Below are 17,360 nucleotides of genomic sequence, written 5' to 3'. Positions count from 1 at the left end.
CCCGTCGAGCGGAGTTGTCCGCGAACTGTCACGTTTTCCCGGGACCCCCGGGTCCCGGGTCACCCCGTCGTGGGGGCGCGGGATCGCCGCACCGCGGGCCGCCGGCCGCTAGTTTTTGATCATGGTCGAGACGCCCGAGCCCCCGCCCACCCTGGCCGATCCGCGCGCGCTTCTGCTGGGGTACCTCGACCACAACGCCGCCGCCGTCCTGCGCAAGCTCGAGGGCCTCTCCGACCACCAGCTGCGCCGGAGCGTGGTGCCGTCCGGGTGGACGCCGCTGGGGATGGTCAAGCACCTCGCCTGCACCGAACGCTTCTGGATCCGGTACCTGTTCGCCGGGGAGGACGTCGACTTCTCCTGGCCGCGCACCGCCGAACAGGAGTGGTTCGTCGCGCCGGAGGAATCCTCGGCGGACATCACGGCCTTCTTCCGCGCCGAGCGGGACAACTGCGCCCGGGTCGCCGCGGTCACCCCGCTGGACGCCCGGGCGGTCCGGACCACCCGCCGCGGCGGGGCCGAAGAGCACCCGACGCTCGCGTGGATCCTGTTCCACCTGGTGCAGAGCTTCGCCCGGCACGCCGGGCACGTCGACGTCGGCCGCGAGCTCGTCGACGGCGTGACCGGCAGATAACGCCGTCAGGCGGGCGGGGCGACCGTGGCGTCCTGGCCGGCGCGGCGCAGGGCGTCGGCGACGAACCCGCTCGCCTTCAGCTCCTCGACCAGCTCGCCCAGGAACACGATCGTCTCCGGGCGGCGGTCCGGGGTCGTGGCGACCGCCTGCCGGATCTCCATGAACCGCCCGGGGAGCACGCGGGTCCCGGGGTGGGCGGCGGCGTAGGCGGTCAGCGGCTGCCGGATCCCGGCGGCGACCTCCAGGCCTTCGGTCTCGAACGCCGTGACGCCGTCCTCGCCGCGCACGATCGTCGCCTGCCGGAGGGTGCGGGTCAGGTACAGGTCGTACGCCGAACCCTGCTTGACGCCGATCCGGACGCCCGGCCGGTCGACGTCGGACGGCGCCTCGAACGGCGAGCCGTCCGCTACGACGTACCCACCCTCGATGACGACGTACGGCGCCGTGAACGCCACCTCGGCCGCGCGGGCCGGTTCGATCGCCAGGAAGCCGAGGTCGGCCGCGCCCGAGGTCAGCGCCTCGAACGACTTCCGGGCCGCGTCGAAGCAGACGAGCTCCACCGGGAGGTCCAGCCGTGCGGCCGTTTCGCGCGCGAGGTCGACCGTGACCCCGCCCGGCTCCGCCGGTGTCCCGTGCGCGAGCACGGGGTTGCCGAGGTTGACGGCGGCGCGCAGTGTGCCGGTGGGGGCGAGGTCCCGGGCGACGGCGGAAAGATCTCCCATGACCGGCGAGGGTATCGACGGCACCGGGCGCGCGCCCCGCGATTGTCGCTCACGCCACCGGCGGCTCGTCCGCGGTGGTCAGGGCGAACACCGTCTCCTGGTGGTAGACCTCGCCCGGCCGCAGCACCGTGCTGGGGAAGTCCGGGCGGTTCGGGGAGTCCGGGAAGTGCTGGGCTTCCAGGGCGAAGCCCGCGCCGCGGTGGTACGGGCGGCCGCCGGTGCCGGCCAGGTCCGCGGTGAGGTAGTTGCCCGAGTAGAACTGCAGCCCCGGCTCGGTCGTCCACATCGTGAGCAGGCGGCCGGACGCCGGGTCCCAGGCCCGGGCGGCGAACGGCGCACCGCGGTCGAGCACCCAGTTGTGGTCGTAGCCCTGGCCGGTCACCAGCCGGGGGTCGGGCTCGCCGATCCGGGCGCCGATCCGCGCCGGACGGCGGAAGTCGAACGGGGTGCCCTCGACCGGGGCCGGGTCGCCGGCCGGGATCAGGTCCTCGCCGGTGGGGCAGAACCGGCTCGCGGCGATCTCCAGCCAGTGCTCGTGGACGTCGCCCGACCCTTCGCCCGCCAGGTTCCAGTAGGTGTGGTTGGTCAGGTTGACGACCGTCGGCGCGTCGGTGGTCGCGCGGTAGGTGAGGCGCAGCCGGTCGCGGGCGTCGACGCGGTAGGTGACCTCGGTGGTGAGCCGGCCGGGGTAGCCCTGGTCGCCGTCCGGGCTGACCAGCGTGAGCCGCAGCGCGACGCCGTCGCCGTCGGAGATCCCGGTCGCCGCCCAGATCCGCGTGTCGAACCCGGCGGGGCCGCCGTGCAGGCTGTTCTTGCCGTTGTTCTGCGGCACCCGGTGCTGGACGCCGTCGAGGGTGAAGGTGCCGCCGGCGATCCGGTTGGCGAACCGGCCGATCACCGCGCCCAGGAACACCCGGTCCGCTCCCGGCCGGTTGTTGGCGACGTACCCGTCGAGGTCGCCGAAGCCGAGCACGACGTTGCCCGGCCGGCCGTCGCGGTCCGGCGCCTCCAGCGACTGGAGCACGCCGCCGTAGTCGAGCACGCGCACGCGCGGGCCGCCGGGACGGCCGAGCGTGTACCGGTGCACGTCCGCGCCGTCGGCGCGGCCGAAGAACTCCCGGGTGAGTCCGGGCGGGAGCGGGGTCATCGGCGGGTCCTCCAACCGGCTGTTAGCGCTAACAGCCTGGGAAGACGATAGGTTCCGGCGCCCCGCACGGTCAAGGACCGAGGCCGCCTCCAGGGCAGTGGAGGCGACCCCGGGGGCTCAGCGCTCGCCGGCCGGGGGACGGGTGCCGAGCAGCCGGTGGGCGCGCAGGGCCATCTGGATCTCCAGCCGGTGCGCCGGATCGGCCAGCCGGTCGCCGAACAGCTCGCTCAGCTGGCTCACGCGGTAGCGGACCGTCTGGGGGTGGATCCGCAGGGCCTGGGCGATCTCCGGGGTGTTCCCGTTGTGCTCCAGCCAGCTCAGCAACGTCTCGGCCAGCCGGGTCTGCTGCTTCACCGTCAGGCCCGCGAAAGGCGCGAGCGCCTTCGCCGACAGCTCGTCCAGCAGGAACCGGTCGATCAGCAGCCAGTGCGTCGCCAGGTGGTCGGCCGTCTGGGTGACCGGGCGGTCGCCGGCCAGGCCGCGGCGGACCAGGTCGAGCGTGCGGCGGGCCCACAGCAGCGACGTCGCCGCGTCGGCCGGGCGGACCCGGGGGCCGATCGCCGCGCGCCAGCCCGGCAGCCGGCCCTCGAGCCCCCGCAGGTCGCGGTCCGGGTTCGGGGTCAGGAAGCAGGGCTCGGGACCTTCCAGGTCGAGCAGCACGTCGCCGGCCAGCTGCGGGGTGGGCGGCGGCTGGTGCTCGGTGCGCGGGTCGAGCGCGACGACCGTGACCTGCTCGGGCATCGCCCACTGCGCCGCCTTGGCCATCGTCGCCAGCGTGGCCGGCGACGACGGCGGGGTGGCGAGCAGCAGTTCGAACAACCGGCGCCGCCGTCTTTCGAGCGTGCCCGTCGCCATCGCCTGCGCCAGTGTGTACCCCTCGACCGAGTAGGAGGAAATCTCTTCCACGTAGGCGAAAATGGCCTCCGCGCCGACGCAGAGCACCGCGGCCGGGAAGCGGTGGGCCTGCCCGAGCTCGGCCACGTAGCGCCACGCCGCGCGGCCGCCCGCGCGGTAGGCGGCCTGCAGCGAGTTGAGGCTGCCGCCGTCGTGGTGAACGCGCTTCCCGACCTCCATGAACAACTTCGCCCAATTGTCCTGTGTGGACGCCAGGTTTTCGATGCTGTCGATGCAGCTGAGCACCGCCTGCTCGATCGCCAGCACGATCATCTTGCCGAATTCGCCTTCGAGGGGTTTGGCGTACTCGGGCACGGCCCGCTGGACCTCCTCGAGGATCCGCCGGGCGAGCGGGTCGGCGTGCGGCCGGAACCGGCCCGCGAGTTCCGTCGGCAGCGAGCACCACAGCTGCCGCGCGCGGCCGGTGCCCCGCGGGTGCGGGATCGCCGCCTGCTTGAACGTCCGGGTCATGGCACACACCCCTCGCCGCACCTCGTGGAGAGTTCGCGCCGTCGTCGGCGCGGAGGTCATGTACTCACACGCGATCGGACTTGGCAACCGCCTTCCCTGAGCCCGGAGCGGGTTCTGTCACGCGGGACTCAACGGCCGCACCGAAGTTTGTCACCTGCCGGACAAACCAGGATCACTAACCGCGGCAAAGGTTTCCGGGATTCGATTTGTCAGCGGGGACGGTATCTTCGCGCCCTTCCCGTTGTTAGCGTGATCAACCGGCACCCGGGAGGAGAACACCGATGACGGCGCTCGTTTCCTGGTGCTTCCGCCGCGCCGGGATCGTCGTCGTGCTGTGGCTGGTGGCGCTGGGCGGGCTCGGTGCCGCCGCGTTGCACACCGGCGCGGCCTTCCGCGACACGGTGGACCTGCCCGCCGCCGACAGCACGGCGGCGGCGAACCTCCTGCGCGGGGCCGGTGCCGGTGGCGCCGCGGAACGCGTGGTCGTCCGCTCGCCGGAGGGGCCCGTCGACAGCGGCACGGGCCGCGCCCGGCTCGACGCTCTCGCCGCCCGGCTCGCGGCACTGCCCCACGTCGTTTCCGCCGGCCCGCCGCCCGGCGAGCTGTCCGCCGACCGGCGGACCGCGGTGCTCACCGTGCGCTTCGACGCCCCGGCCGCCGACCTCGGGCAGGGGACGGCCGACGCGCTGGCCGCCGTCCTCCGCGACGCCGGCGGCCTCACCGCCGGGGCCTCCGGCGAGCTCGCCGCGATGACGGCCGCCGCGCCGGACCTGGGCAACGCCGGGATCGGCCTGCTCGCCGCGGCCGTGGTCCTGCTGGTGGCCTTCGGCTCGGTGAGCTGCGTCCTGCTCCCGGTGCTCACCGCGTCGGTTTCGGTCGGCTGCGCGCTCGCCGCCGTGACCCTGTTGTCGCACGTCACGACCCTGCCGAAGATCAGCACCGAGATCGCCGCGCTGCTCGGGCTCGGGGTCGGCGTCGACTACGCGCTGTTCGTGCTCACCCGCTACCGGCAGGGTCGCGGGGAAGGCGCCGGGCCGGCGGCGGCGCTGGCCGTCGCGGCCGCGACCTCCGGGCGCAGCGTGGTCTTCGCCGGCGTCACCGTGTGCGTTTCCCTGGCCGGCATGCTCACGGTCGGCCTGCCGTTCCTGACCGGGATCGCGGTGGCCGCCGCGGTCTCGGTGCTGCTGACGGCCTTCGCCGCGCTCACCCTGCTGCCCGCGCTGCTGCGGCCGCTTGCCCGCCGGATGAGCCCGCGCCCGGAGGGCGGCGACGGCGGGTGGGCCCGGCTCGCGCGCTCGGTGACCGCTCGCCCCGGCCCGTACACCCTGGCGGCCCTGCTGGTCGTGGCCGTGCTCGCGCTGCCGATGACCGGGCTGCGGCTCGGCGTGCCGGACGCCGCCCTCGACCCGCCCGGCAGCGTCACGCGGACCGCCGCCGAACTGCTGGAAGAGGGCTTCGGGCCGGGCGCGGACGCCCCGCTGCTGGTGACCGGGACGGGCGGCTCCTCGGTGGGCCAGTTGCGGGAAGCGCTGCTCGCGAGCGCCGACGTCGGGCCGCCCGCCGCACTGCCCGGGGACGTCTGGCTGCTCACGGTGCGCCCGCGGACGGCGCCCGACGACCCGGCCACCGGCGAACTGCTGGCCTCGACGCGGGTGATGGCCCGGATCCTCGGCAGCCCGGACGCCCACGTCGGCGGGGTCGTGGCGGCCCGGGCCGACTTTTCCGCGGCGATCACCGCGCGGCTGCCGCTGTTCCTCGCCGCCGTCGTCGGGATTTCGGTCCTGCTGCTCGCCTGGGTGTTCCGCAGCGTGCTGATCCCGCTCACCGCGGCGGTGATGAACCTGCTGACCGCGGCCGCGACGACCGGCGCGGTGGTGTTCGCCTTCGGCGGCCCGATCGAGCCGTACCTGCCCGTCTTCCTGTTCGCCGGGTTGTTCGGGCTGTCGATGGACTACGAGGTCTTCCTCATCGCCCGCATCCAGGAGGCCTGGCGCCGCCACGGCGACACGCGGGCGGCGGTGGTCGACGGCGTCGCGGCGACCGGCCGGACGATCACCGCGGCCGCGCTGATCATGGCGCTGGTGTTCGTGTCGTTCGCCTTCGTGGACGCCCGGGTGGTGCGCGAAGCGGGCGTCGGGCTGACCGTCGCCGTGCTCCTGGACGCGGTCGTGGTCCGGTGCGTGCTCGTCCCGGCGGTGATGGCCCGGTTCGGTGCGGCGAACTGGTGGTTCCCGCGCCGGAAAGCCGCGGTCGCCGGCGAACTGGCGGGGAGCGTGCGATGACCCGGCGGACCCTGGTGGTGCTCGCGCTCGGCGCCTTCGTCACGACGCTGGACAACACGATCGTCGCGGCGGGCGTGCCGTCGATCGCCCGTGACCTCGCCCTGGACCTCGGGGCGCTGCAGTGGATCGCGCTCGGGTACATGCTGCCGTTCGCCGGGCTCCTGCTCGTCGCGGGCACGCTGATCGATCGCTGGGGACGCCGGCCGGTCCTGGTGGCCGCTCTGCTCGCGTTCGGCCTCGGCGCGGCGGCGGGCGGGTTGGCGGGCTCGGCGTGGCTGCTGGTCGCCGCCCGGGTGCTCCAGGGCGTGGCGGCCGCGTTCCTGGTGCCGGGGCTGCTGAGCCTGCTGCGGACCAACCTCGACGCACGCGGCCGGACGCTCGGCGCGGCGGTGTGGACGGCGTGCCTGGCGGCCGCGCTGGCGCTGGGCCCCGCGCTCGGCGGTGTCCTGAGCGCCTACCTGGGCTGGGCCTGGATCTTCTTCGTCAACCTCCCGTTCGTCGCCGCGATGCTCGTCCTGGTGCCGGGGACGGTGCCGCCCGGCCGCGGCGCCGGCACCCGTGCGCCACCGGCGTCGGCGATGGTCCTGGTGACGGCGAGCCTGGTGCTGCCGACCACCGCGCTGGCCGAGCCACGGGCCCGGCTCCCGCTGCTGGCCGCGGGGGCCGTGTGCGGGGTGGCGTTCCTCGTCCGGGAACGGCGGGCGGCCGAGCGGCTGCTCCCGGCGGCCCTGACCGGGAACCGCGTGTTCCTGGGCTCGCTCGCCCTACAGCTGCTGTGGGGGCTCGGGATCTCCGGGATCTTCTTCTTCACGCCGTTGCTGCACCAGGAGTTCCTCGGGCTCGGCCCGGTCGGCGCCGGGCTCCCGCTGGCCGGCGTCGCGGTGGCCGTCGTCGCCGCGACGCCGCTGGTGCCGGTGGCCGTCGCCCGCCACGGTCCACATCGGACGGTGGCGGCGGGGCTGGCCGTGGTCGGTGCCGGCCTGCTCGCCCTCGCCGCGGTCAACCACGTTCCCGAGCTGTGGCCACGGCTGCCGGGCATGGTCCTCATCGGCGCGGGCTCGGCCTTCACGGTCCCGATGACCTCGCACGCGCTCGAGGTGGTGGCGGAGCGGCATTCCGGCACGGCGTCGGGACTGCTCACCGCGGCCCGGGAGCTGTCGAGCGCGCTCGGCGTCGCGCTGATCGGTGCGGTTCTGACGGCGGTGCGCGCGGCGGGGCTCGAAGCGGGCGCGCCCGCCGGCGCGGCACTGGCCGGCGGGTACACCGCGGGCCTGCTCGCCGCGGCCGGGCTGACGTTCGCCGGCGCGCTGCTGGCGGTGCGCGTGCCGCAGCGCCGTTCCGCCGGGACCTCGTCGCCGCGTGACAAACGTGCTGTCCCGTAACCCGTTTCCGCATGAGTATCCGGGAATGATTCGTTGACAACCGCACCGGCGCGGTTATTCACTGCGCCGGTAAACGCTCTCTGCGAGGATGCATGGAAACCATTTCCCAGCCGGTTCCCGTCACCGGTGCCCCCGACGCCGACGGCGAGTCCTTCGCGACCCTGCTGGGTCACTGGGCCCGCCGCCTCGGCGACCGGATCGCCGTGACCCACCTGGACCACCGCGACGGCGCGGACGGCCGGGCGGTCACGCTCACCTGGCGCGAGCTCGACGAACGGGTCGACGCGGCCGCGGCCCGGCTGTCCGAAGTGGCCGGTCCGGGCGAGCGGGCGGCGGTGCTGGCCGGGCAGTCCGCCGACTACGTCGTCGCGTTCCTGGCCGCGCTGCGGGCCGGCCTGATCGCCGTGCCGTTGTTCCCGCCCGGCCTGCCCGGGCACGCGGGCCGGCTGGCCGCGGTGCTCGCCGACTGCGGCCCGCGCGTCGTGCTGACCACGGCCGGGGAGCGCGAGGCGGTCACCCGGTTCCTCGCCGGCACGCCGGTCGACCCGGTCGTGCTCGCCGTCGACGCCGTGCCCACGATCGCGCCCGGGCCCCGGGACTGGCCCCGGCCCGACCCCGGTGCCCCGGCCTACCTGCAGTACACCTCGGGATCCACGCGCTCCCCCGCCGGGGTCGTGCTGACCCACCGCAACGTGCTCGCCAACGCCCGCCAGGCCTGCGCCGCCTACGGTGCCGAGAGCGGGACCACCTCGACGGTCAGCTGGCTGCCGCTGTTCCACGACATGGGGCTCATCCTCGGCATCGGCGCGCCCATGGCCGGTGGTCTCGCTTCGGTCCTGATGGATCCGCTGGCGTTCATCGAACGGCCCGCGCGCTGGCTGCGTGCGCTTTCGGCCAGTCCCGGCGCGATCAGCGCCGCGCCCAACTTCGCCTACGCCTACTGCGCTTCGCGCGTCACCGAGGCCGACAAGATCTACCTGGAGCTGAGCCGGGTGGTCTCGCTGATCAACGGCAGCGAACCGGTGCTGCCGGCCACGATCGCGAGGTTCCAGGACGCCTTCGCCGAATGCGGCCTGCGGCCGGAGGTCCACCGATCGTCCTACGGGCTGGCAGAGGCCACCGTGCTGGTTTCCGTCACCGAGGCGGGAAAACCGCCCCGGCAGGTGACGTTCGACCGGGACCGGCTCGCCGCCGGGTACGCCGTGCCCGGCACCGCGGGCGCGTCCGCCACGACGCTCGTTTCGTGCGGCCACCCGGTCGGGCAGCGCGTGCGGATCGCCGACCCGGTGACCGGGGAGCCCGCCGAACCGGGCGAGGTCGGCGAAATCCGGGTCAGCGGCCCGAACGTCGGCCGGGGTTACTGGGGCCGCGCCGAAGCGTCGGTGGCCACCTTCGGCCTGCCGCCGCTCGATCCGGACACCGGCGAGGGCTGGCTGGCGACCGGTGACCTCGGCGTGCTCTTCGACGGCGAGCTGTTCGTGACGGGCCGCCTGAAGGACTTGGTCGTCGTCGACGGCCGCAACCACTACCCGCAGGACATCGAGCAGACCGCGGAGGACCACCCGGCCGTCCGGCCGCACTCGGCCGCGGCCTTCGCGATCGACAGCGGCGACAGCGAAGCCGCGGTCGTCGTCCTGGAACGCGCGAAGGACACCGAAGCCGACATCGCCGCGGCCGCGGCGGCCGTGCGCGCGGCGGTTTCGGCCGGGCACGGCCTGCGCCTGCACGACGTCGTCTTCCTCGCCCCCGGCGAGGTTCCCCGCACCTCCAGCGGCAAGATCAGCCGCGCCCGGTGCCGGAAGTCCTACCTGGACGGTGCGCTCACCGCGCGGCGGCTCGGATGAGCGCGCCCGACGCCGCGGCGATCCGCGCTTGGCTCATCGCCCGGATCGGCGAGGTCGACCCCGACCGGCCGCTGCACGAAACCGGCCTGTCCTCGCGGGACGCGACCAGCCTCGCGGGCGACCTCGGCCGGTTCACCGGCCGCTCCCTGGCCCCGACCCTGGTGTGGCAGTACCCCACGATCACCGCGCTGGCCGACCACCTGTCCACTGTGGATAGTGCATCGGCGTACGTGCCCCTGCCGGAAGACGGCGAGCCGATCGCGGTCGTCGGTCTCGGCTGCCGCCTGCCCGGCGGGATCGAGTCGCCGGAGGCCTTCTGGCGCTTCCTCGACGCGGGCGGCGACGGCACCGGCGACGTCCCCGAAGGCCGCTGGGAGACGTTCGTCCCCGCCGAAGACCTCGCCGGCGTGCCGTCGCGCGGCGGATTCCTCGAGGACGTCGCCGGGTTCGACGCGGCGTTCTTCGGCATCACCCCGCGCGAGGCCGAGGCGATGGACCCGCAGCAGCGCCTCCTCCTGGAGGTCGTGTGGGCGGCGCTGGAGCACGCCGGGATCCCGCCGTCCACGCTGCGCGGCAGCCGGACCGGTGTGTTCGTCGGGCTGTCGGCCACCGAGTACGGCGCACTGACGATGACCGACGTCGCGGGCGTCGACGTCTGGTCCGGGACCGGCGCGGCGGCGAGCATCGCGGCGAACCGGCTGTCGTACCTGCTCGACCTGCGCGGCCCCAGCCTCACCCTCGACACCGCGTGCTCGTCTTCGCTGGTCGCGGTGCACCAGGCGGTGCAGAGCCTGCGTCGCGGCGAAAGCGAGACCGCGCTCGTCGCCGGCGTGAACGTCCTGCTTTCGCCGGGCATCACCGCCGGGTTCCACCGGGCCGGCGTGCTGGCCGCGGACGGCCGCTGCAAGCCGTTCGACGCCGCCGCCGACGGGATCGCCCGCGGCGAAGGCTGCGGCGCGGTCGTCCTGAAGCCGCTGCGGGCGGCGCGGCGGGCGGGGGACCGGGTGCTGGCGGTGATCCGCGGCAGCGCGGTGAACTCCGACGGCCGGTCCAACGGCTTGACGGCGCCCAACCCGGACGCCCAGGCGGCGCTGCTCCGCGACGCGTACGCCACGGCCGGGGTCGAGCCGTCCTCTGTGGACTACGTCGAGGCGCACGGGACCGGGACGCCGCTGGGCGATCCGCTGGAGGCGGGGGCGCTGGCGGCGGTGCTCGGGGCCGGGCGTGCGCCGGAGCGGCCGCTGCTGCTCGGTTCGGTCAAGAGCAACCTCGGGCACCTCGAAGGCGCGGCCGGGATCACCGGGCTGCTCAAGGTCGTGCTGGCGATGACGCACCGGAAGGTGCCGCCGAGCCTGCACTTCCGCGAGCCGAACCCGCACATCGACTTCACCGGGCTGCGGGTGGCCGCCTCGGGCACGGACTGGCCGCGCTACTCCGGGACGGCGCGGGCCGGGGTGTCGGCGTTCGGCTTCGGCGGCACCAACGCGCACGTCGTGCTCGAGGAGTGGCCGGCGGCTTCGTTCCCGCCGCGGGCCGGGGACGTCGGCGGACCGCAGGTATTCGCACTCTCGGCTCGGTCGGCGGAGGCGCTGCGGGCACGGGCGGGCGAGCTGGCGGACTGGCTGGCAGACGGTTCGGCGCCCCTGGACGCGGTGGCGGCGACGCTGGCGCACCGGCGGGACCACCTGCCGGTGCGCGGCGCGGTGGTCGCGGAGAGCCGGGAGGACGTGGTCGACGGACTGCGCGCGCTGGCGGCCGGAATCGAGCGCCCCAATGTGGCGTTCGGTGCGTTGGACGCACCCAATGTGGCGTTCGGTGCGTTGGACGCAACCAACGCCACATTGGGGCGCTCGGGAGCCGGGCGGAGCGCTGGGGGGCTCGGTGCGGATGGCGGTGTGGTCTTCGTCTTCTCCGGTTACGGTTCGCAGTGGGCGGGCATGGGGCGCGAGCTGCTCCGCTCCGAACCCGCCTTCCGCACCGAAATCGACGCTCTCGACCCCGTCTTCCGTGCCGAAGCCGGGTTTTCGCTGCGCGAAGCGCTCGAGCGCGAACTGCCCGACCTCGCCGCGACCCAGCTCGCCCTGTTCGGGATGCAGCTCGCGCTCGCGGCGCTGTGGCGGGCGCACGGTGTCGTGCCCGCCGCCGTGCTCGGGCACTCGATGGGCGAGGTCGCCGCCGCGGTCGTGGCCGGGGCGCTCGATGTCGCCGGTGGCCTGAAGGTCATGGCCGCCCGGGCGCGGCTGCTCGCCGAACTCGACGAACGCGGGGGCGGGGCGATGGCCCTGGTCGAGCTCTCGCCGGCCGAGCTCGCGCAATTCCCCGACGTCACCATCGCCGTGTACGCCTCGCCGGCCCAGTGCACCATCAGCGGCGCCGCCGACGCGGTCGAAGCCGTGGTCGCGCACGCCGAAGGCCTCGGCAGGCTCGCCCGGCGGCTGCCGGTCGGGGGCGCCGGGCACTCCGCCGCCGTCGAGCCGGTGCTCGGCCCCTTCCGCGCCGCGGTCGCCGGGCTGGCTCCCGGAACGCCCGGCATCCCCTGCTACACCAGCGTGCTCGACGATCCGCGGGAGACACCCGCGTTCGACGTCGGGTACTGGGCGGCGAACCTGCGCCGTCCGGTGCGGTTCAGCCAGGCGCTGGCCGCGGCGGCCGGCGACGGGCACGCCGTCTTCGTCGAAATCTCGCCGCACCCGGTGGCGCTGGCCGCGATCGAGCAGTCCGGCGTGCTCGGCCTGCCGTCGGCGAGCCGCCGGCAGGCCGAGCGGACGGCGTTCCTGACCAGCCTCGCCCGGCTGCACGTGCTCGGCCGTCCCGGGCTGCTGGCCGCCCGCCCGCAGACGCCGCCGGTCGAGCTGCCCGGCCCGGTCTGGCGGCACGAGCGCTTCTGGCCCCGCCGGACCGTCCGCACCGGCGGCGGCGCCCACCCGTTGCTCGGCGTGCACATCGAGGACCCCGGCGGCGGTCACCTCTGGCGCGCCGACGTCGGCACGGCGGCGCTGCCGTGGCTGGCCGGCCACACCGTGCGGGACACCCCGGTGTTCCCGGCCACCGGCTTCCTCGAGCTCGCGCTCGCCGCGGCCGGTCCCGGCGGGCGCGTCCACGACCTCGAGCTGCAGGAGGTGCTCCCGCTCGGTGAGCACACCGAGTTGACGACGAGCCTGCGCGGGACCGAGCTGAGCGTCCACACGAGGTCCGGGTCGTGGGTCCGGCACGCCACCGCGCGGATCGGCACCGGCGGCACGCCGTCGGCGCCGTTCGGGGAAACCGCCGGGGAGCCGGTCGACGTCTACCGGGCGCTGGCCGAGCTGGGGCAGTCCTACGGCCCGGCGTTCCGCGGCCTGCGCCGGGTGACCGCCGCACCCGGGCGCGCGTCGGCGTCGATCGCGCAGCCGGAAGCCGGCCACCCCGCCTACGTGCTGCACCCCGCGCTCGCCGACGCCTGCCTGCACGCGCTGGCCGCGGCCGTCGGCGAGGCGGACGCCCTCTACCTGCCGCTCACCATCGGCGAGGTGGTGGTCGACGGCGATCCGCGCCGCGGCGTGCGGGTGGACGCCGTGCTCCGCCCGGCCGAGGAGTCCGGCGACGGCGTGCTCGGCAGCGTCCAGCTGGTCGACGCCGACGACGTCGTCCTCGTCGAATTCCGCGACGTCTACTGCCGCCGGTACCGCGACGCGGCACTGGCGCGGCTGCTGTTCGAAGCGGCCTGGCAGCCGTGCGCGCTGCCCGCCGCGCCGGAGCGGGACCACCGGTGGATCGTGCTGTCCGACGACGACGTCAGCCGGGAGTTCGCGGGCGACGACGTCCGGACCGCGCGCCTCGGCGACCGGGCCGAGCTCGCGAAGCTGCTGCGCGACGGGGAACCGACCGCGGTGCTCGCCTTGCTCGGCGAAGCGGGCGACCCGGATCCCGCGCGGGGTGCGCAGCTGACCGGGACGCTGACCGGCGTCGTCGCCGAACTGGCCGAACTGCCCGCGGCGCCCAGGTTGTGGCTGGTGACCCCCGGGGCGCACGCCGTCGAGCCCGGGGAGCGGGGTGATCCCGGCTCGGCCGCGCTGCGCGGGCTCGTCCGGGTGCTGGCGTTCGAGCACCCGGAACTGCGGGTGAGCCAGGTCGACTGCGGAGCGGACCGGCTGCGGGACGAGGTCCGCGCGGACGGGCCCGACGACGAGATCGCCTGGCGCGGCGACGTGCGGTACACGCGGCGCCTGGCCCGTCCCGGCGTCGGCGACCCGGTGCGCGAGCCGGTCCGCGACGGCGCGTACGTCATCACCGGCGGCCTCGGCGGCCTCGGCCTGGCCGCGGCGAAGTGGCTGGCCGGGCGCGGCGCGACACGGCTGGTGCTGAACAGCAGGCACGCCGCCGATCCCGGCCTCGGCGACCTGGGCATCGACGTCCGGGTGGTGCCGGGCGACATCGCCGCGCCGGGCACGGCCGAGACCCTGGTCGCGGTGGCCGTCGAAGGGGGCGTGCCGCTGCGCGGGGTGCTGCACGCCGCCGGCGTCCTGGCCGACGGCGCCGCGATCAGCCTCGACGGCGACGCGCTCGAAGCCGTCTGGCGGCCGAAGGCGCTGGGCGCCTGGCGCCTGCACGAAGCAACGGCCGGGCACGACCTGGATTGGTGGCTGGTGTACTCGTCGGCGGCGGCGCTGTTCGGCTCGCCGGGCCAGGCCGCGTACGCCACGGCGAACGCGTGGGCCGACGCCCTGGTGACGTGGCGCCGCGCCCAGGGTCTCCCGGCGGCGACGATCGGCTGGGGAGCATGGGGCGAGGTGGGCGCGGCGGCCGGTTCGGCCAACCCGGTGCTCGCCCCGCTCGCCACCGGGGAAGCATTGGCGGCGCTGGACTTCGTGCTGGCGCGCGACCTCGCGGCGACGGGCGTGGCGCGCGTGGACTCCGGGACCGTGCTGGAGCTCTTCCCGCGACTGGCCCAGCGGCCGTTCTTTTCGCTCTTCTCGCCGCGGGCTTCCACGTCCACTTGGGACGGACTGGACGCCTTGCGCGGCGGTTCGCCGGAGGCCGCGCGGGCCGCGATCGCCGGCCACCTGGCCGGGTTGGTCGCGGACCTGCTGGGGCTGGCCGAGGTCGACCGGACGGTGCCGCTCACCCGGCTGGGGCTGGATTCGCTCTCGGCGATGCGGGCCCGCGGCGCGGTGGAGCGAGACTTCGGGCTGCCGCTGCCGATTCCGCTGCTGCTGCGCGGGGCCAGTTTGGCGGAGCTGGCCGGGCATCTGGCCGAGCAAGCGGGCTTCGGGGCGGAGGATGACGAATCCAGGTCTGTCGAGCCGCTGAACCCCACCGAGCGGGCCGGTTCGGGGCCGGCTTCGCGGGTTCATGCCGGTCCGCTGGACCCCACCGAGCCGCCCACCCCCGCCGGGCCGCGGGATCCGGCCGAGCGCTGGGTCGCCCGGCACTGGCGCGCCGTCCTGGGCGGTCCCGAACCGAGCGTCCACGAGGACTTCTTCGCCGCCGGCGGCACCCCCGCCCAGGCTCAGACGCTGCGGGCGACCTTCGCCGAGCACCTCACCGCCGTCCCGGACACCGACCGGCTGTTCGCCACCCCCACCGTCGCCGCGCTGGCCGATCTGCTGCGCGCCGAGCTCGAAGGGCGCGGGGGCGGCCACATGCGGCTGTTGCGCGATGGTGTCTCCGCCGCGCCCGTTTTCCTCTTCCACCCCGCCGGCGGGACCGCGAGCGTCTACCGCGAACTCGCCCGGCTGCTGCCCGAAGGCGCTCCGGTCTACGGGTTCGAGCGCCTGGACGACGAGGACACCGTCGAAACCAAAGCCGCCCGGTACGCCGAACTGGTGCGGACCGTCCAGCCCCACGGCCCGTACCGGCTCGGCGGCTGGTCCTTCGGCGGCTGCCTGGCGTACGAGACCGCGCGCCGCCTCGGTGGGGCCGAAGTCGTCTTCCTGATCGACACCATCCTGCCGCTGCCCGCGCCCGGAACGCCGGCCGGGGAGCTGCTGCTGGACCGCTTCGACCGCTTCGCCGGCCACATCTCGCAGACCTACGGCGTGCCGTTCGAGGTGCCGCGGGACGAGCTGGCCCGGCTGGACGAGGACGCCCAGATCCGGTGGGTCATGGCCAAGCTGACCGAGCAGGTGCCGGACATGGGCGCGGGCGTCCTCAAGCACCAGTACGAGTCCTATGTGGACGCGCGGGTCGCCGAGCGGTACACCCCCGCGCGCTACGACGGGCGGGTGGTGCTGCTGCGCGCCCGGGAGCCGCACCCGCTCACCACCGCGCTGGACCCGCGGTACCTGCGCACCGACGACACCCTCGGCTGGGACGAATACTGCGGCGCGCTGGAGGTCGTGCGGGTTCCGGGCGATCACGTGTCCATGATCGACCCGCCGCACGTGGCGGTGCTGGCCGAGCGGCTCGGGACGGTGGTGCGGTGATGGACGAGCTGACCCCGACCACGGCCTTCCGGATCGCCGATCTCGCCGCGCGGCAGGACGAAGCCGTGCGGATCGCCGAGAAACGGGCCGTCGACCGGCAGCACGCCAAGGGCAAGCTGACCGCGCGGGAACGGATCGGGCTGCTGCTGGACCCCGGGTCCTTCGTGGAACTGGACCAGTTCGCGCGGCACCGGTGCGCCGAATTCGGGATGGACACCAACCGGCCGTGGGGCGACGGTGTCGTCACCGGGCACGGCACCGTCGACGGGCGGCAGGTCTGCGTGTTCTCGCAGGACTTCAGCGTCTTCGGCGGCAGCCTCGGCGAGGTCTCCGGCGAAAAGGTCCTCAAGCTGATGGACCTGGCCATGACCATCGGCTGCCCGGTGGTCGGGATCAACGACTCCGGCGGCGCCCGGATCCAGGAAGGCGTCGTCTCGCTGGCCTACTACGCCGAGCTCGGCCGCCGCAACGCCCACGCCTCCGGCGTCATCCCGCAGATCTCGATGATCATGGGCCCGTGCGCCGGCGGGGCCGTCTACGCGCCCGCGATCACCGACTTCACCGTGATGGTCGACGAAACGTCGCACATGTTCGTCACCGGCCCGGACGTCGTGCACGCCGTCACCGGCGAGCGCGTCACCGCGCAGGAGCTCGGCGGTGCGGCCGTCCAGAGCGAAGTCTCCGGCAACGCCCACCACCGCGCCGCCGGCGAACAGGACGCCGTCGACTGGGTGCAGACGCTGCTCGGCTACCTGCCCGCGAACAACCTCGACGCCGGGCCCGAGTACGCCGACGACACCAGCCCCGGGCTCACGGCCGCCGACCTCGAGCTCGACCGGCTGGTGCCCGACTCGCCGCACCAGACCTACGACATGGCCGAGCTGATCGTCCGGCTGGTCGACGACGGCGAGTTCACCGAAGTGCACGGCGCCTTCGCGCCCAACATGATCTGCGCCTTCGGCCGGGTGCAGGGCCGCACGGTCGGCATCGTGGCGAACCAGCCGCGGCACCAGGCCGGCGCGCTCGACATCGACGCTTCGGAGAAGGCCGCGCGGTTCGTGCGCTTCTGCGACGCCTTCTCGATCCCGCTGCTGACCCTCGCCGACGTCCCCGGCTACCTGCCGGGCACCGACCAGGAACGCGGCGGGATCATCCGCCGCGGCGCCAAGCTGATCTACGCCTATTCCGAGGCGACCGTGCCGAAGGTGACCGTGGTCGTCCGCAAGGCCTACGGCGGCGGCTACGCGGTGATGGGCTCCAAGCACCTCGGTGCCGACGCCGTGCTGGCCTGGCCCACCGCGGAAATCGCGGTGATGGGCGCCGAAGGCGCGGTGCGCGTGCTCTACCGGCGCGAGCTGGCCGCCCTGCCGCCGGAGGAGCGGGAGGCGACCCACCGCCGGCTCACCGACGAGTACCGCAAGCGCCACGGCGGCCCGTACCTGGCCGCCGAACGCGGTTACGTCGACCAGGTCGTCACGCCGTCGCAGACCCGTCTGCAGGTGGCGCGGGCGCTGCGGGTGCTGCGCACCAAACGCCAGAGCCTGCCAGCCAGGAAACACGGAAACATTCCCCTCTGAGGAGTC

The 17,360-nt window shown here is 74.8% G+C and carries 9 protein-coding genes; 6 read left to right on the top strand and 3 right to left on the bottom strand.

Features of this window, described 5'->3' with window-relative positions; translation table 11 throughout:
* The first annotated feature begins 121 nt into the window (after positions 1-121).
* On the top strand, positions 122-631 hold the full coding sequence (locus tag Q5425_RS16800; RefSeq protein ID WP_308673172.1) for a DinB family protein: 510 nt from the start codon (positions 122-124) through the stop codon (positions 629-631).
* Between the two features lie 5 nt (positions 632-636).
* Here Q5425_RS16800 and Q5425_RS16795 read toward each other — a convergent pair whose 3' ends face one another.
* The 3 genes from Q5425_RS16795 to Q5425_RS16785 form a co-directional block, all read right to left on the bottom strand.
* Positions 637-1,353, bottom strand: coding sequence for a transporter substrate-binding domain-containing protein (locus tag Q5425_RS16795; RefSeq protein WP_308673171.1), 717 nt, complete (start codon positions 1,351-1,353; stop codon positions 637-639).
* A 49-nt stretch (positions 1,354-1,402) separates the two neighbouring features.
* Positions 1,403-2,500 (bottom strand): aldose epimerase family protein, encoded by a 1,098-nt coding sequence (locus Q5425_RS16790; RefSeq protein ID WP_308673170.1) that lies wholly within the window; start codon positions 2,498-2,500, stop codon positions 1,403-1,405.
* A gap of 117 nt (positions 2,501-2,617) precedes the next feature.
* Positions 2,618-3,865, bottom strand: coding sequence for a helix-turn-helix domain-containing protein (locus Q5425_RS16785; protein WP_308673169.1), 1,248 nt, complete (start codon positions 3,863-3,865; stop codon positions 2,618-2,620).
* A 281-nt stretch (positions 3,866-4,146) separates the two neighbouring features.
* Here Q5425_RS16785 and Q5425_RS16780 point away from each other — a divergent pair, with 281 nt between their 5' ends.
* The 5 genes from Q5425_RS16780 to Q5425_RS16760 all read left to right on the top strand — a co-directional run bounded on the left by Q5425_RS16780 (position 4,147) and on the right by Q5425_RS16760 (position 17,354).
* Positions 4,147-6,147 (top strand): MMPL family transporter, encoded by a 2,001-nt coding sequence (locus tag Q5425_RS16780; RefSeq protein WP_308673168.1) that lies wholly within the window; start codon positions 4,147-4,149, stop codon positions 6,145-6,147.
* The gene (locus tag Q5425_RS16775; RefSeq protein WP_308673167.1) at positions 6,144-7,529 is read left to right on the top strand and encodes an MFS transporter; all 1,386 of its coding nucleotides are present in this window, start codon (positions 6,144-6,146) and stop codon (positions 7,527-7,529) included. Before Q5425_RS16780 ends, Q5425_RS16775 begins: the two co-directional genes overlap by 4 nt.
* 92 nt (positions 7,530-7,621) lie before the next feature.
* Positions 7,622-9,373 carry a fatty acyl-AMP ligase gene (locus Q5425_RS16770; RefSeq protein ID WP_308673166.1) on the top strand — a complete coding sequence of 584 codons (1,752 nt, stop codon included), beginning with the start codon at positions 7,622-7,624 and terminating at the stop codon, positions 9,371-9,373.
* Positions 9,370-15,777 (top strand): polyketide synthase, encoded by a 6,408-nt coding sequence (locus Q5425_RS16765; protein WP_308673165.1) that lies wholly within the window; start codon positions 9,370-9,372, stop codon positions 15,775-15,777. The genes Q5425_RS16770 and Q5425_RS16765 overlap by 4 nt, the downstream gene beginning before the upstream one ends.
* Positions 15,777-17,354 (top strand): acyl-CoA carboxylase subunit beta, encoded by a 1,578-nt coding sequence (locus Q5425_RS16760; protein WP_308673164.1) that lies wholly within the window; start codon positions 15,777-15,779, stop codon positions 17,352-17,354. The genes Q5425_RS16765 and Q5425_RS16760 overlap by 1 nt, the downstream gene beginning before the upstream one ends.
* Positions 17,355-17,360: the final 6 nt, after the last annotated feature.

This window comes from Amycolatopsis sp. A133 (assembly GCF_031082405.1).
GTDB lineage: Bacteria > Actinomycetota > Actinomycetes > Mycobacteriales > Pseudonocardiaceae > Amycolatopsis.
The sequence above is the reverse complement of the archived record's forward strand: the minus strand, read 5'-3'. Positions and strand labels throughout refer to the sequence as shown.

What these genes read in the sequence shown, in the direction of transcription:
- Q5425_RS16785 (WP_308673169.1), bottom strand. Translation starts at nt 3,865, where the DNA reads ATGACCCGGACGTTCAAGCAGGCGGCGATCCCGCACCCGCGGGGCACC.
- Q5425_RS16760 (WP_308673164.1), top strand. Translation starts at nt 15,777, where the DNA reads ATGGACGAGCTGACCCCGACCACGGCCTTCCGGATCGCCGATCTCGCC.
- Q5425_RS16770 (WP_308673166.1), top strand. Translation starts at nt 7,622, where the DNA reads ATGGAAACCATTTCCCAGCCGGTTCCCGTCACCGGTGCCCCCGACGCC.
- Q5425_RS16780 (WP_308673168.1), top strand. Translation starts at nt 4,147, where the DNA reads ATGACGGCGCTCGTTTCCTGGTGCTTCCGCCGCGCCGGGATCGTCGTC.
- Q5425_RS16775 (WP_308673167.1), top strand. Translation starts at nt 6,144, where the DNA reads ATGACCCGGCGGACCCTGGTGGTGCTCGCGCTCGGCGCCTTCGTCACG.
- Q5425_RS16800 (WP_308673172.1), top strand. Translation starts at nt 122, where the DNA reads ATGGTCGAGACGCCCGAGCCCCCGCCCACCCTGGCCGATCCGCGCGCG.
- Q5425_RS16795 (WP_308673171.1), bottom strand. Translation starts at nt 1,353, where the DNA reads ATGGGAGATCTTTCCGCCGTCGCCCGGGACCTCGCCCCCACCGGCACA.
- Q5425_RS16790 (WP_308673170.1), bottom strand. Translation starts at nt 2,500, where the DNA reads ATGACCCCGCTCCCGCCCGGACTCACCCGGGAGTTCTTCGGCCGCGCC.
- Q5425_RS16765 (WP_308673165.1), top strand. Translation starts at nt 9,370, where the DNA reads ATGAGCGCGCCCGACGCCGCGGCGATCCGCGCTTGGCTCATCGCCCGG.